This window comes from Rhizobium sp. C104 (assembly GCF_022354505.1).
In the GTDB taxonomy this organism is placed as follows: domain Bacteria; phylum Pseudomonadota; class Alphaproteobacteria; order Rhizobiales; family Rhizobiaceae; genus Rhizobium; species Rhizobium redzepovicii.
In genome coordinates, this window is record NZ_CP092348.1 from 581,129 (window position 1) to 595,526 (window position 14,398).

A 14,398-nucleotide genomic window follows, 5' to 3' on the forward strand; every position below is an offset into this window, starting at 1 on the left:
ATGCTGAAAACGTTCGATCTCGTGCTCATCGGCGTTATGACGGCCACCGCCGCCGTCACCTATACGATCAAGCATCGCGCTGAATTGAAGTTCGAGGAGGTTCATCGCCTTCGAAGCCGAGATCAAGCTCGAGGAGGACACGATCGACCTTCTCAAGGCTGACTGGGCGCTGCAATCGCAGCCGAACCGGCTGGAGCGGCTGGTCAAGGCCTATGATGACGAGTTGCAGTTGCAGCCGACGCAATCGACGGCGCTGGTGCATGCTAAGGAATTGCCGATGCTGAAATCCGAGGTTCCCGTGCCCGACGTGACCGAGGCCAAGGCTGGCGCCAAGAGCGCGACCGAGGCCGGCGCGAAAGGTGCAGCCCTGGCCGGCGCCAAAGGCGCGACGGTCACGACGAAGGCGCAGCCCGTTCCAAAACCCGCGCCGCGCGCCGCGGAGGAGGATGAAGCAGACGAGATCGAAACGGGGTCGGTGGAATAATGTCGTTTCTTTCTCGCATCATGGTCTTGAAGAGCCAGGCGCATTTCTCCGCTGGAGTTTACAATCGTTTCGGCGGTCCTTCTCCTGCCGGCCTGGCGATCGAGGGATCCCGCAAGAAGAAGTCAGGGCAGGCAAAAAGCCGCGTCGGTCTGCTGATCCTCGGCTTCATGGGTGTCTATGTCGTCATCGGCGGCCGTCTCGTCGAATATGCGATGAAGGATCAGGAGGTCGTCTCCAGCATCCTGCCGCCCGATCGGCTGATGGCTTCGCGCCCCGACATTCTCGACCGCAACGGCGAAGTGCTGGCGACCGACATCCGCACCGTCTCGCTGTTTGCCGAACCCAACAAGATCGTCGATGCCGACGAGGCGGTCGAGAAGCTTGCGACTGTTCTGCCGGAGCTCGACGTCCGGGATACCTATAAGAAGCTCTCGGTCAAAACGTCGCATTTCGCCTGGCTGCGCCGGCAGCTGACGCCGAAGCAGCAGAGCCAGATCCTGGCGCTCGGCATTCCCGGTATCGGCTTCCGGCCGGAAAAGCGCCGCTTCTATCCGGGCGGCTCGACCGCCGCGCATATCCTCGGTTACGTCAACATCGACAACCGCGGTGTCGCCGGGATGGAGAAATATATCGACGACCAGGGGCTCGCCGACCTCGCCTCGGTCGGCATGACCAGCGACCAGCCGCTCGAGCCGGTGCGGCTGTCGATCGACCTGCGCGTGCAGAACATCGTTCGGGACGCGGTCGTCAACGCCGTCAACAACTTCCAGTCCAAGGGGGCGGGTGCTGCCGTCATCGACGTGCATACCGGGGAAGTGCTGGCCATGGCCTCGGCGCCGGATTTCGATCCGAACGATCCGCAGGAAGGAGCCAAGGAGGGTTGGCTCAACAGGATGACCAACGGCACCTTCGAAATGGGATCGACCTTCAAGACCTTTTCGCTGGCGATGGCGCTCGACACCGGCAAGGTGAAGATGACCGACACGTTCGATGCCAGCAAGTCGATCTATATCGGCGGCTTCACGATCCACGATTTCCATGGGCAGCGCCGCTGGCTGACCGTGCCCGAGATTTTCCAGTATTCGTCGAATATCGGCACGGCGCGCGTCATCGACATCGTCGGCATCGACGCGCAGAAGGACTATCTGACCAAGTTCGGCCTCTTGACCAAGATGCAGACCGAGCTGCCTGAGGTGAAGATGCCGAGCCAGCCGCGGGTCTGGAAGAAGATCAATTCGATCACGATTTCCTTCGGCCACGGCGTCTCGACGACGGCGCTGCAGACAGGGGTGGCGGCGGCCGCTCTCGTCAATGGCGGCAAGCTGATCGAGCCGACATTCCTGCCGCGCAGCCGCGAACAGGCCGATGAAATCGCCACGCAGGTGATCAAGAAGACGACCAGCGACGAGATCCGCTATCTTCTCGATTTCAACGGATACAAGGGATCGGGCCGCGTCGCCCGCGTGCCAGGTTTTGCCGTCGGCAGCAAGACCGGCACGGCCGATAAAGTGGTGAACGGCCGCTATTCCGCGACCTTGAACTTCAACTCCTTCATTGCCGCATTCCCGATCAACGATCCCAAATATGCGGTGATCACCTTCTGCGACGAGCCGAAAACCGGCGAAAAGCAATACGGCGGAACGATCTCTGCCGGTACCGCTGGCCCGATCGCCCGCGAGATCATCAGCCGCGCGGCCCCCATTCTCGGCATCGAGCCGAAATTCGGGGAGGGCGGATCGGCCTTGCTGGTGTCTTATTGAGTGTGAATGAATATCGACGCCGATTCGCGAGGGGTGGACCGGCTTCAAGAGAGAAAAGTGCATTCGATGAAATTGCGAGACCTGGCCGGAGATCAGTTTCCGGAAATTGAAGCACAGCTCGAAGGCCCGGCAGGCTTGCTTGATATTTCGGGCCTGTCTTCGGATAGCCGCCATGTGGCGCCGGGCAATGCTTTTGTCGCTGTCGCCGGCAGCAAGGCGGACGGCGCGGGCTTCATCGCCGATGCCGCCGGCCGGGGTGCCGCCGTCGCGATTGCTTCCCAGGCCGTCGAGGCTTCCATCCCGGTGCTTGCGGTCAAGGAGCCGCGCCGTTTCCTTTCGATCGCCGCCTCGCGCTTCTTCGGCAGGCAGCCGGAGACCATGGTCGCCGTCACCGGCACGGCGGGCAAGACCTCTGTGGCTTCTTTTACCCGGCAGATCTGGGCGCATGCGGGGCATGCGGCGGCGATGATCGGCACAACAGGCGTCGTCTCGCCGACGCGCAACGAATATGGTTCGCTGACGACGCCCGATCCGGTGTCGCTGCACAAACTACTGGCCGAACTTGCCGGCGAAGGTGTCACGCATGCGGCGATGGAGGCTTCCAGCCACGGCCTCGACCAGAGCCGGCTCGACGGCGTCAAGCTTGCCGCCGCTGCCTTCACCAATCTCGGCCGCGACCACATGGATTATCATCCCACGGTCGAGGCCTATATGGCCGCCAAGATGCGGCTTTTCGATACGCTGCTGCCGAAGGGCGCGCCGGCGGTGATCTTCGCCGACGATCCATGGTCGGCGCAGGCGATCAAGGCCGCTGCCGCTGCCGGTCACGATGTGCGCACCGTCGGGCGCAAGGGCGTCTACCTCACCTTGAAACGTGTCGAGCACTTCCGCCACAAGCAGACCGCCGAGATCCATATCGGCGGCGAGATCTTCGAGGTGGATATTCCGCTGGCCGGCGATTTCCAGGTGGCCAACGCGCTGGTCGCGGCAGGTCTTGCCATGTCGACCGGCGTCGAGCCGAAAGTTGCGATGGCCGCGCTCGAGAAGCTCGTCGGCGCGTCCGGCCGTCTCGAACTCGTCGGCCATACGAAAGACGGCGCGCTCGCCTATGTCGACTATGCCCATAAGCCGGATGCGCTGGAAAACGTGCTGGGCTCGGTCCGGCCCTTCACCACCGGCCGCGTCGTCGTCGTCTTCGGCTGCGGCGGCGACCGCGATCGCGGCAAACGGCCGATCATGGGTGAAATCGCCTGCCGACTTGCCGACGTCGTCATCGTCACCGACGACAATCCGCGCTCGGAGGAGCCGGCCGCGATCCGGGCGGAGATCATGGCGGCAGCATCCGGCGCCTCGGAAATTGCCGATCGCGCCACGGCAATCCGCGAGGCTGTTGGTATGTTGCGATCCGGCGATACACTGATCGTCGCCGGCAAGGGGCATGAGGAAGGGCAGACGATCGGTAGCGTCACCCTGCCGTTCTCCGATCATGCGGAGGTGCGCAAGGCCTTGGAGGAACTGCAATCTTGAGCTGGCTCTGGACGACCGAAGACATGATCGCAGCAATGGCGGGGCGGCCCTTCGGCACTCTGCCCGAAGGCATCACCGGCATTTCCATCGACAGCCGCTCGATCAGCCCGGGCGAAGCCTTCTTCGCGATCAAGGGCGACCGTGTCGACGGTCACGACTACGCGTCGATGGCGGTGGCGAACGGCGCCTCCCTTCTCGTCGTCAGTGAGGCGAGGCTTCCGGCCATGGGCCGCCTGACGGTGCCAATGATCGTCGTGGAGGATGTGCTTGCGGCACTCGGCCGGCTCGGCCTTGCCTCGCGCGAGCGCTCCAAGGCCCGGATCATCGCGGTGACGGGCTCCGTGGGAAAGACGACCACCAAGGAAATGCTGCGGCATGTGCTGTCGCCCTCCGGCAAGGTGCATGCCTCCGTCGCCTCCTTCAACAATCATTGGGGCGTACCGCTGACGCTGGCGCGCATGCCTGACGATACGGATTACGGTGTCTTCGAAGTCGGGATGAACCATCCCGGCGAGATCCGGCCGCTGGTCGAGATGATCCGTCCCGATGTCGCCATCATCACGACGATCGCACCGGCCCATCTCGGCAATTTCAAGAACATCAAAGAGATCGCTGCCGCCAAAGCGGAGATCTTCGAGGGGGTCGAGCCAGGCGGCCATGTGGTGCTCAACCGCGACAACGACCAGTTCAATTTCCTCGACCGCACGGCTCAGTCGCTCGGTATCGAGCATATCCATTCCTTCGGCCAGCATGCCAAGGCCGAATTCCGGTTGGCGGAATTCAACGGCGCGGATGAGAATTCGACGCTGTGGCTGACGATCGGCGGCGAGACGCTGGAGGTCGCGATCGGCGCGCCCGGCCGCCATATCGCCGAGAACGCGCTCGCCGCGCTCGGGGTCGTCAGGATCGTCGGTGCCGACATGGAAAGGGCGATCGCAGCGATTGCGACGCTGAAGCCGGAAAAGGGCAGGGGCAAGCGCCACCGGCTTTCGATCGGCAGCGGCAGCTTCACGCTGATCGACGAAAGCTACAATGCCAATCCGGCTTCGATGCGCGCGGCGATCGCACTGCTGGCGGCCTCCGAGCCGACCAGCCGCGGACGCCGTATCGCCGTGCTGGGCGACATGCTTGAAATGGGCGAGTATGCGCAGAAGGTCCATACCGATCTGGCCGTGCCGCTGCTTGCAGCCGGTATCGAACATGTCTGGCTCGCCGGCGCAGAGATGGCCGCGCTCAAGGAATCGCTGCCGGAAAGCGTCCATGTCGAATATCGCGAGAACACCGCCGAATTGACGGATTATGTGTTGAACTCGGTCGCGCCAGGCGACGTGTTGATGGTGAAATCGTCTCTGAGCATCGGTTTCGGCAAGATCGTCGCCGCGCTCCTTGACAAGTTCCCGCCATTTTCCGACACGCAACGCGAACTTTGATCGGGTAAACAAGGGGCCCTGAATGCTGATCTGGCTTGTCGAACTGTCGGAATATTTCAAGTTTCTGAACCTGTTCAGATATATTACCTTCCGTACAGGCGCTGCTCTGTTCACCTCAGCCCTGATCGTCTTCCTGTTCGGGCCGACCATCATCAATTCGCTGCGCATCCGGCAGGGTAAGGGCCAGCCGATCCGCGCCGACGGGCCGCAGACCCATTTCAAAAAGGCCGGCACACCGACCATGGGCGGGCTTATGATCCTTGCCGGCATCGTCGGCGCCTCGCTGCTCTGGGCCGATCTTTCCAACGTCTATGTCGTCGCCACCTTGCTGGTGACGCTCGGTTTCGGCGCGATCGGCTTCTATGACGATTATCTCAAGGTGACGAAGCAGAGCCATATGGGCTTTTCCGGCAAGGCGCGCCTGGGCATCGAATTTGTCATCGCCGGCATCGCCGTCTATTTCATGATGCGCACCGCCCTTGCCTCGGGCGTTGCCGGCTCGACCTTCGGTTCGTCGATCGCCTTTCCTTTCTTCAAGGACTTCATGATCAATATCGGCATCATGTTCGTCGTCTTCGGCGGCTTCGTCATCGTCGGCGCCGGCAATGCCGTCAATCTGACCGACGGCCTTGACGGGCTAGCTATCGTGCCCGTCATGATCGCCGCCGCCTCCTTCGGCGTCATCGCCTATCTCGCCGGCAATGTGGTGTTTGCGAACTACCTGCAGATCAATTTCGTGCCCGGCACCGGCGAGCTTGCCGTCGTTCTCGGCGCCGTCATCGGCGCCGGGCTGGGCTTTCTGTGGTTCAACGCGCCGCCGGCCGCCATCTTCATGGGCGATACCGGGTCGCTGGCGCTCGGCGGCACGATCGGCACTGTTGCCGTCGCCACCAAACACGAGATCGTCATGGCGATCATCGGCGGCCTCTTCGTCATGGAGACGCTTTCGGTCATCATCCAGGTGGGCTTCTTCAAGATGACCGGCCGGCGCGTCTTCCTGATGGCGCCGATCCATCATCACTTCGAGAAGAAGGGCTGGACCGAAAGCCAGGTGGTGATCCGCTTCTGGATCATCGCCGTCGGCCTTGCCATGCTCGGCCTCTCGACGCTGAAGTTGCGGTGAGGCGGCCATGATCCCGGTCACGACGCTCAAGGACAGGAAGGTCGCGCTCTTCGGGCTCGGCGGCTCGGGCCTTGCCACCGCCCGGGCGCTGGTTTCGGGCGGCGCCGAGGTGACCGCCTGGGACGACAATCCCGACAGCGTCGCCAAGGCTTCCGCCGAGGGCATCCGGACTGAGGATCTGCATACCATCGACTGGAGCCAGCAGGCGCTGTTCGTGCTATCACCAGGCGTGCCGCTCACCCATCCGAAGCCGCACTGGACCGTCGATCTTGCGCGCGCCGCCGGCGTCGATATCGTCGGCGATGTCGAACTCTTCGTGCGCGAGCGCCGCGCCCATGCGCCGGATTGCCCGTTCATCGCCATCACAGCCACCAACGGCAAGTCGACGACGACGGCGCTGATCGCCCATATTCTGAAAAGCGCCGGCTATGATACGCAGCTCGGCGGCAATATCGGTACGGCGGTTCTGACGCTCGATCCGCCGAAGGCCGGACGCTATTACGTCGTCGAATGCTCCTCCTACCAGATCGACCTGGCACCGACGCTCAACCCGTCAGCCGGCATCCTGCTCAACCTGACGCCCGATCATCTCGACCGTCACGGCACGATGCAGCATTACGCCGATGTCAAGGAACGGCTGGTCGCCGGCAGCGATGTGGCGGTCGTCGGCGTCGACGACAGCCATTCGGCGCTGATTGCCGACCGCGTCGAGCGGGCGGGTGTCAAGGTGGTGCGCATTTCGCGCCGCAGCGTGGTGGCATCAGGCATTTATGCCGAGGGCACCAGGCTCATTCAGGCCGCCGGCGGCGCCATGCTGCCCTTCGCCGATCTCGACGGTATCCAGACGCTGCGCGGCAGCCATAATGCGCAGAACGCCGCCGCAGCTGTGGCCGCCTGCCTTGCCGTCGGTATTTCCGCCGACGACATCCGTGCCGGCCTTGCCTCGTTCCCTGGCCTCAAGCATCGCATGCAGCCGGTGGGGCAGCGTGGCCGCGTCGTCTTCGTCAATGATTCCAAGGCGACCAATGCCGATGCTGCGGCACCGGCGCTTTCGAGCTATGATCGCATCTACTGGATCGCCGGCGGCCTGCCGAAATCAGGCGGCATCACCACGCTCGCTCCCTATTTTCCGCGCATCGCCAAGGCATATCTGATCGGCGAAGCGGCGGCGGAATTCGCAGCGACACTCGGCGAGGCCGTGCCTTACGAGATTTCAGGCACGCTGGAGCGCGCGGTCGTGCATGCGGCAGCCGATGCCGAGCGCGACGAGGCCGCCGCTTCGGCCGTCATGTTATCCCCGGCTTGCGCAAGCTTCGATCAGTATAAGAATTTCGAAGTCAGGGGTGAAGCCTTCGTCGGACACGTGGCAGCGCTTGACGGGATTGCGATGCTGATCGGTTCGGCAACAGGAGAGAAATGACATGGTAAGCCGCGCGGAACGTGGGCCTTTGGCCGATTGGTTCTGGACCATCGACCGCTTCTTCCTGGCGATGTTCATCTTCCTGATGGGCATCGGTTTCATGCTGTCGTTTGCAGCGTCTCCCGCGGTTGCCGAGCGCATCGGGCTCGAGCCCTTCCACTTCGTCAAGCGCCATGCGGCCTTCATGATCCCTTCGATTTCCGTCATGCTCGGACTGTCGTTCCTGACGCCCCGGCAAGTGCGGCGAACGGCGATCCTGCTGCTGATCATCTCGCTCGCCATGATGGTGCTGGTGCTGTTCGTCGGACAGGAGGTTAAGGGCGGCAGGCGCTGGATCTGGATCGCCGGCCTTTCGATCCAGCCGTCGGAATTCATGAAGCCCGCCTTCGTCGTGGTTTGCGCCTGGCTGTTTGCCGAACATGCGCGCCAGCCGGAGATTCCCGGTAATCTCTTCGCCATCATTCTGTTTGCCATCGTCGCCGCCCTGCTCGTCGCGCAGCCTGACCTCGGACAGACCATCCTGACTACGGCCGTCTGGGGCGGGATGTTCTTCATGGCCGGCATGCCATGGATCTGGATCATGCTGCTCGGCATCGGCGGCGCCGGCGGCCTGCTCAGCGCCTATTACGTCTTCCCGCACGTCGCGTTGCGAATAGACAAGTTCATGACCGGCGAGGGCGACACGTTCCAGATCGACACGGCGCGCGAGGCGATCATCCGCGGCAGCTGGTTCGGCCAGGGGCCGGGTGAGGGTATCGTCAAGCGCATCATCCCGGATGCACATACCGACTTCATCTTCTCGGTCGCGGCCGAGGAGTTCGGCATCGTCTTCTGCATGGCGCTGGTGGCGCTCTTTACCGTGCTGGTGTTGCGCGGCCTATCGCATGCCTATCGCGAGCGCAACGACTTCAACCGCTTCGCCGTTGCCGGCCTGGTGCTGCAGATGGGCATCCAGTCGATCATCAATATCGGCGTCAACCTCGAGTTGCTGCCGGCAAAGGGCATGACGCTGCCGCTGATTTCCTACGGCGGCTCGTCGATGGTGGCGATCTGCGTCACCGCCGGCTTCATTCTGGCGCTGACGCGTCATCGACCGGAAAAACGTGCGCAGGACCGGAGCCTTTTCCGCGTCCCGCACGGCATGCCGGCGGAGTAAAAGGCCATGAGCAAAGGCATCGTGCTGCTTGCCGCCGGGGGAACCGGCGGCCATGTGTTCCCGGCGGAGGCGCTGGCCTTCAAGCTGAAGGAGCGCGGCTACTCGGTGCATCTCGTCACCGACAGCCGGGCCGAGCGGTATGCCGGCAAGTTCCCGGCCGAAGAGATCCATGTCGTGCCGTCGGCGACGATCGGCTCGAAGAACCCGGTCGCCGTCGCCCGTTCGCTGTGGACGCTCTGGAGCGGCATGCGGGCCGCAAAGAAGCTGATCCAGCGGCTGAAGCCCGTCATCGTCGTCGGTTTCGGCGGCTATCCGACAGTGCCGCCGCTGCTTGCCGCGACAAGGCTTGGCGTGCCGGCGATGATCCACGAGCAGAATGCCGTGATGGGCCGTGCCAACAAGGCCTTGGCGACCCGCGTACAGGGGATTGCCGGCGGTTTCCTGCCGGAGGGGGCGGCGCCTTCCCGGACAAGACCGTAACGACAGGCAATCCGGTCCGCCCGGCAATCATCGCTGCCGCCGAGGTGCCTTATACGCCCTCGCATCCCGGCGAAGCCTTCAATCTTGTCGTCTTCGGCGGCAGCCAGGGCGCGCAATATTTCTCCAAGGCGCTGCCGACGGCGATTAGCCTGCTTGACGACGCGCTGCGTCTGCGACTGCGCATCACCCAGCAGGTGCGTCCCGAGGATATGGAGATGGTCGGCGGCTGCGTCGCCAAGCTGGAGATGGGGGCCGATATCGCGCCTTTCTTCACCGACATGGCGGAGAGGCTGGCGAAGGCCCATCTTGTCATCTGCCGCTCGGGCGCCTCGACGGTTTCGGAGATCTCCGTCATTGGTCGGCCGGCGGTGCTGGTGCCTTACCCGCACGCTCTCGATCATGACCAGGCGGCGAATGCGGCAGCGCTGGCTGCGACCGGCGGAGCGAAGGTGATCGCCCAATCCGAGCTTTCGCCGGAGAAGATCGCGGCGATCCTGACGGCTGTGATGAACGATCCGGAAAAGCTTTCGCACATGGCAGCGGCGGCGAAACTCGCCGGAAAACCCGATGCCGCGAACTTGCTTGCCGACATGGTTGAGGCTATTGCCGCCGGACGGACAATTGCGGAATTGAAGAGGACACGCGCATGAAACTGCCGAAGGCGATCGGTCTCGTTCATTTCATCGGCATCGGCGGCATCGGCATGAGCGGCATTGCCGAGGTGCTGCACAATCTCGGCCACAAGGTGCAGGGATCCGACCAGGCCGATAGCGCCAATGTCCAGCGCCTGCGCGACAAGGGCATCGAGGTGTTCGTCGGCCATCGGGCTGAGAACCTGGGTGATGCCGAAGTCGTCGTCGTCTCGACGGCGATAAAAAAGAGCAATCCGGAATTGATCGCCGCCCGCGAAAAGCTGCTGCCGGTGGTGCGCCGCGCCGAAATGCTTGCCGAGCTGATGCGCTTCCGCAATGCGATCGCCATCGGCGGCACGCATGGCAAGACGACGACCACTTCGCTGGTCGCCACCCTGCTCGAAGCCGGCGGGCTCGATCCGACCGTCATCAACGGCGGCATCATCAATGCCTACGGCACCAATGCCCGCATGGGCGAGGGCGAGTGGATGGTGGTCGAGGCCGACGAATCCGACGGCACGTTTCTGAAACTTCCTGCGGATGTCGCCGTCATCACCAATATCGACCCGGAGCATCTCGACCATTACGGCAATTTCGACGCCGTGCGCGCCGCCTTCCGGCAGTTCGTCGAGAACGTGCCGTTTTACGGCTTCGGCGTTATGTGCCTCGACCATCCCGAGGTGCAGTCGCTGGTCGGCCGCATCGAGGATCGCAAGATCATCACCTATGGCGAGAACCCGCAGGCCGACGTACGCTTCAAGAATGTGCGCATCGACGGCACACGCTCGATCTTCGACGTCGAAATCCGCCGCCGCCGCACCGGCCAGGTGATCGAGCTCAAGGGGCTGGTCATGCCGATGCCCGGGCGGCATAATATTTCCAACGCCACGGCGGCTATCGCCGTAGCCAACCGGCTCGGCATATCGAGCGCCGATATCGCCAAGGGGCTAGCCTCCTTCGGCGGCGTCAAGCGCCGTTTCACGCTGACCGGCGAATGGAACGGGGTGCAGATCTTCGACGATTACGGTCACCATCCGGTCGAGATCAAGGCGGTGCTGCGCGCTGCCCGCGAAGCCTGCAAGGGGCGCATCATCGCGGTCCATCAGCCGCACCGCTACAGCCGCCTGGCAAGCCTGTTCGAGGAATTCGCCGCCTGCTTTAACGATGCCGACAGCATTTTCCTGGCGCCGGTCTATGCGGCAGGCGAAGATCCGATCGCGGGGATCGATTCCGTGTCGCTGGTCTCGCGGATAAAATCCGGCGGCCATCGCGACGCTCGCTTTCTCACTTCGGCAGAGCTTCTGCCGCAGATGGTTGCGGAGGTTGCAAAGCCTGGCGATTTCGTGGTTCTGTTGGGGGCTGGGAGCATCACATCCTGGGCGGCGGCGCTGCCCAAGCAACTGGAAGGCCTATCGGGAAAGTCCGTATGAAACAGGTGAATGGGGAAAAGCTTCTCGCGTCTCTCGGAGACGGTGTAAAGGATATCCGCGGTCGCATCACGCCGGATGCCCCCATGGACCGCGTCACTTGGTTCAGGGCAGGCGGCCTCGCCGAGCTCGATGTTCCAGCCGCATGATATCGACGATCTCGTCGCCTTCCTGAAAATCTTGCCGGAAGAGGTGCCGCTGACCGTGATCGGCGTCGGCTCCAACATCCTGGTGCGCGACGGCGGCATTCCCGGCGTCGTGCTGCGCCTGTCCGCCAAGGGCTTCGGCTTTGTCGAGCTTGCCGGCGAAAACCGCATTCTGGCCGGCAGCATCTGCCCCGATAAGCATGTGGCGGCGATGGCGATGGATAACGGCATCGGCGGCTTTCATTTCTTCTACGGTATTCCGGGCAGCATCGGCGGCGCAGCGCGCATGAATGCCGGGGCCAATGGCGTGGAGACGCGCGAGCGGCTAATCGAGGTCAACGCGGTCGACCGCAAGGGCAACAGGCACGTGCTGTCCAATGCCGAGATGGGCTATTCCTATCGTCATTCGACCGCATCCAGCGAGCTGATCTTCACCTCCGTGCTGTTCGAGGGCTATCCGGAGGAGCGCGCCCAGATCCGCGCCGAGATGGACGCCGTGCGCAATCATCGCGAGACGGTGCAGCCGGTGCGCGAAAAGACCGGCGGCTCGACCTTCAAGAACCCTGCCGGCCATTCGGCCTGGAAACTGATCGACGAGGCAGGCTGCCGCGGTCTCGTCATCGGCGGAGCGCAGATGTCGTCGCTTCACTGCAACTTCATGATCAACATGGGGCAGGCGACCGGCTACGATCTCGAATATCTCGGCGAACAGGTGCGCCGCGAGGTCTTCGAGAAAGAGGGCATCAAGCTCGAATGGGAAATCAAGCGCCTCGGCGTCTTCATGCCCGGCCGCGAAGTGCGCCCGTTCCACGGTGTCACCAGCGAATAGCTTTTTACTGCACGGCGAGCTTCAAACCTTCGCGCGGCGTGACGATGGGCGACCAGCCGAGCACGTCGCGGGCGTGGGATATGTCGACCTGCAGGGAACCGCAAAGACGCTGGTAGACCGCGTCTTTTCCCGTCAATTTCGCACCCAACTGCAGCAAGGCGGGAGGGAAGGGAAGCAGCATCGGTTTGACGCCCAAGCCCGCGGCAATGCCTTCGATGAGCCCGGGTGTGGAGAGATCTTCTCCATCACCGGCGAGAAAGGTCTGGCCGGTCGCATCCCGATGCGTCATGGCCGTGACGATCAGGTCGACGAGATTTGGAAGCGCAACCAGTGTCCGGTGGTTCTTCAGCGATGCGAAGGGGAGCGGTATCTTCTTCCGGACAAGTCCGACGAGCAGGGCGAAGTTGCCCCTGGCGCCAGGCCCATAGACGAGGGGCGGGCGAATGACGACGACTTCCATGTCTGTTCGGGCTGAGATTTCATGCAGGCCGATTTCGCTTTCCAACTTCGAAACGCCATAGGGATCAAGCGGCATCGGCGTATCGTCGTGGCGGAAGGGCCGGTCGTTTTCTTCACCATTGACTTTGATGCTGCTGATGAAAACGAACCTTTTTACCCCGGCGTGTGCGGCCTGCTCGGCGAGATTGAGCGTGGCGGCGGTGTTGATCCGGCGGAATTCCGTCAGAGGATCGGCCGCGCGGTCATTCATGATGTGCACCCGGGCGGCGAGATGGACGACGACGTCAACACCGTCGAGAGCGGCCGTCCAGTCTGTTTCGCTGGATATTTCGATGGGGAAATGCCGCACCTCTGCCGGAAAGCCGGCGGCTGCGGAGCGCGTCGTCACCTGAAGCTCCCACAGCCGCTCGCCATGCAGTCTTTCGACGAGAGGCCCGCCGACAAAGCCGGCCGCGCCGGTGATGAGGCATCGCATGATCTGTTCCCCGCTTGACCTTGAGTGCTCGGGTTAGCCGGAAGTGCCGACCGCATCAATAAAAAAGCCGCGCTGGCTGTTTTCCTCGGATGCACAGTTTCTCGATCCTTGCGCGAAGCTTGCCGCAGCATTTCTCACCAGCTTGACCGGACTCGAATTGTAGCAGATTCCCGATAAACTCTCTGGTTGAGATTTAGGAGGTGCGCATGCGAAAGAGTCTTGTTGCGGAGTTTCTCGGCACGTTCTGGCTTGTCTTTGGTGGATGCGGCAGCGCCGTCCTTGCCGCGGCCTATCCCGAATTGGGCATCGGTTTTGTCGGGGTGGCCTTTGCATTCGGCCTGACCGTGCTCACCATGGCCTATGCCGTGGGCGGTATTTCGGGCGGTCATTTCAACCCCGCCGTCTCCCTCGGCCTGACGGTCGCCGGGCGGTTTCCCGCGGCACGCCTGCTTCCCTATATCGTCGTCCAGGTTGTTGGCGCTGTTGCTGCGGCCGCACTGCTTTATCTCATTGCCAGCGGCAAGGCGGGTTTCGAACTTGGCGGCTTTGCCGCCAACGGCTATGGCGATCATTCGCCGGGCGGTTATTCGCTGCTTTCGGCACTGCTGATCGAAGTGCTGCTGACCATGTTCTTCCTGATCATCATCCTGGGATCGACCAGCAGCCGCGTGCCTGCAGGCTTCGCGCCACTTGCGATCGGCCTCGCGCTAACGCTGATCCATCTCGTGTCTATCCCGGTGACAAATACCTCGGTCAACCCGGCGCGTTCCACCGGCCAGGCGCTTTTCGTCGGCGGCTGGGCATTGCAGCAGCTCTGGCTGTTCTGGATTGCACCGCTTGCGGGCGGGGTGCTCGGGGGGCTCGTGTGGAAGTTTCTCGACGACGCCGACTGACCACAAGGCAGGAGGCTATCCCGTTGAGCCCGCGTGGTTTTTCCATGCGGGCTTTTCCGTTTTGACAGATCGGCTGAGATGTCCACCCTGAAACTTCGAAGACGTGAAGCTTCGAAAAATGAAGTGCGCGGCACGGACAAATGCTGCGCCTGGGAAG

General features: G+C 62.8%; 9 protein-coding genes and 3 pseudogenes. 11 read left to right on the plus strand and 1 reads right to left on the minus strand.

Features of this window, described 5'->3' with window-relative positions; translation table 11 throughout:
- From MF410_RS03940 to murB, 10 genes and pseudogenes are all read left to right on the plus strand, one after another.
- Positions 1-484 (plus strand): annotated as a pseudogene (locus MF410_RS03940) (hypothetical protein).
- Positions 484-2,244, plus strand: coding sequence for a penicillin-binding protein 2 (locus MF410_RS03945; protein WP_003593354.1), 1,761 nt, complete (start codon positions 484-486; stop codon positions 2,242-2,244). The pseudogene MF410_RS03940 and the gene MF410_RS03945 overlap by 1 nt, the downstream one beginning before the upstream one ends.
- Before the next feature lie 6 nt (positions 2,245-2,250).
- Positions 2,251-3,771 (plus strand): UDP-N-acetylmuramoyl-L-alanyl-D-glutamate--2,6-diaminopimelate ligase, encoded by a 1,521-nt coding sequence (locus MF410_RS03950; protein ID WP_097628242.1) that lies wholly within the window; start codon positions 2,251-2,253, stop codon positions 3,769-3,771.
- Entirely contained in the window at positions 3,768-5,201 is a 1,434-nt protein-coding gene (locus MF410_RS03955; protein ID WP_097628243.1) for a UDP-N-acetylmuramoylalanyl-D-glutamyl-2,6-diaminopimelate--D-alanyl-D-alanine ligase, read from the plus strand. The genes MF410_RS03950 and MF410_RS03955 overlap by 4 nt, the downstream gene beginning before the upstream one ends.
- 22 nt (positions 5,202-5,223) lie before the next feature.
- Positions 5,224-6,324 (plus strand): phospho-N-acetylmuramoyl-pentapeptide-transferase, encoded by a 1,101-nt coding sequence (gene mraY, locus MF410_RS03960; RefSeq protein WP_003593357.1) that lies wholly within the window; start codon positions 5,224-5,226, stop codon positions 6,322-6,324.
- Between the two features lie 7 nt (positions 6,325-6,331).
- A complete protein-coding gene (gene murD / locus MF410_RS03965; RefSeq protein ID WP_239620177.1) occupies positions 6,332-7,744 on the plus strand; it encodes a UDP-N-acetylmuramoyl-L-alanine--D-glutamate ligase in 1,413 nt (470 codons plus the stop codon).
- A gap of 1 nt (position 7,745) precedes the next feature.
- A complete protein-coding gene (ftsW, locus tag MF410_RS03970) occupies positions 7,746-8,900 on the plus strand; it encodes a putative lipid II flippase FtsW (RefSeq protein WP_003565051.1) in 1,155 nt (384 codons plus the stop codon).
- 6 nt (positions 8,901-8,906) lie between these two features.
- A pseudogene (gene murG, locus MF410_RS03975) lies at positions 8,907-10,030 on the plus strand (undecaprenyldiphospho-muramoylpentapeptide beta-N-acetylglucosaminyltransferase).
- Positions 10,027-11,442 carry a UDP-N-acetylmuramate--L-alanine ligase gene (gene murC, locus MF410_RS03980; protein ID WP_003593362.1) on the plus strand — a complete coding sequence of 472 codons (1,416 nt, stop codon included), beginning with the start codon at positions 10,027-10,029 and terminating at the stop codon, positions 11,440-11,442. Before murG ends, murC begins: the two are co-directional and overlap by 4 nt.
- Positions 11,439-12,414, plus strand: a pseudogene (murB, locus tag MF410_RS03985) (UDP-N-acetylmuramate dehydrogenase). Before murC ends, murB begins: the two are co-directional and overlap by 4 nt.
- A gap of 4 nt (positions 12,415-12,418) precedes the next feature.
- Here the strand turns inward: murB and MF410_RS03990 are convergent.
- Positions 12,419-13,348 (minus strand): SDR family oxidoreductase, encoded by a 930-nt coding sequence (locus tag MF410_RS03990; RefSeq protein ID WP_097628247.1) that lies wholly within the window; start codon positions 13,346-13,348, stop codon positions 12,419-12,421.
- 206 nt (positions 13,349-13,554) lie between these two features.
- Between MF410_RS03990 and aqpZ the strand changes: the two genes are divergently transcribed.
- Positions 13,555-14,241 (plus strand): aquaporin Z, encoded by a 687-nt coding sequence (gene aqpZ, locus MF410_RS03995; RefSeq protein WP_097628248.1) that lies wholly within the window; start codon positions 13,555-13,557, stop codon positions 14,239-14,241.
- The last annotated feature ends 157 nt before the right edge of the window (positions 14,242-14,398 follow it).

Coding starts and splice junctions, on each gene's coding strand:
- MF410_RS03945 (WP_003593354.1), top strand. CDS start 484: ATGTCGTTTCTTTCTCGCATCATGGTCTTGAAGAGCCAGGCGCATTTC.
- MF410_RS03950 (WP_097628242.1), top strand. CDS start 2,251: ATGAATATCGACGCCGATTCGCGAGGGGTGGACCGGCTTCAAGAGAGA.
- mraY (WP_003593357.1), top strand. CDS start 5,224: ATGCTGATCTGGCTTGTCGAACTGTCGGAATATTTCAAGTTTCTGAAC.
- murD (WP_239620177.1), top strand. CDS start 6,332: ATGATCCCGGTCACGACGCTCAAGGACAGGAAGGTCGCGCTCTTCGGG.
- ftsW (WP_003565051.1), top strand. CDS start 7,746: ATGGTAAGCCGCGCGGAACGTGGGCCTTTGGCCGATTGGTTCTGGACC.
- murC (WP_003593362.1), top strand. CDS start 10,027: ATGAAACTGCCGAAGGCGATCGGTCTCGTTCATTTCATCGGCATCGGC.
- MF410_RS03990 (WP_097628247.1), bottom strand. CDS start 13,348: ATGCGATGCCTCATCACCGGCGCGGCCGGCTTTGTCGGCGGGCCTCTC.
- aqpZ (WP_097628248.1), top strand. CDS start 13,555: ATGCGAAAGAGTCTTGTTGCGGAGTTTCTCGGCACGTTCTGGCTTGTC.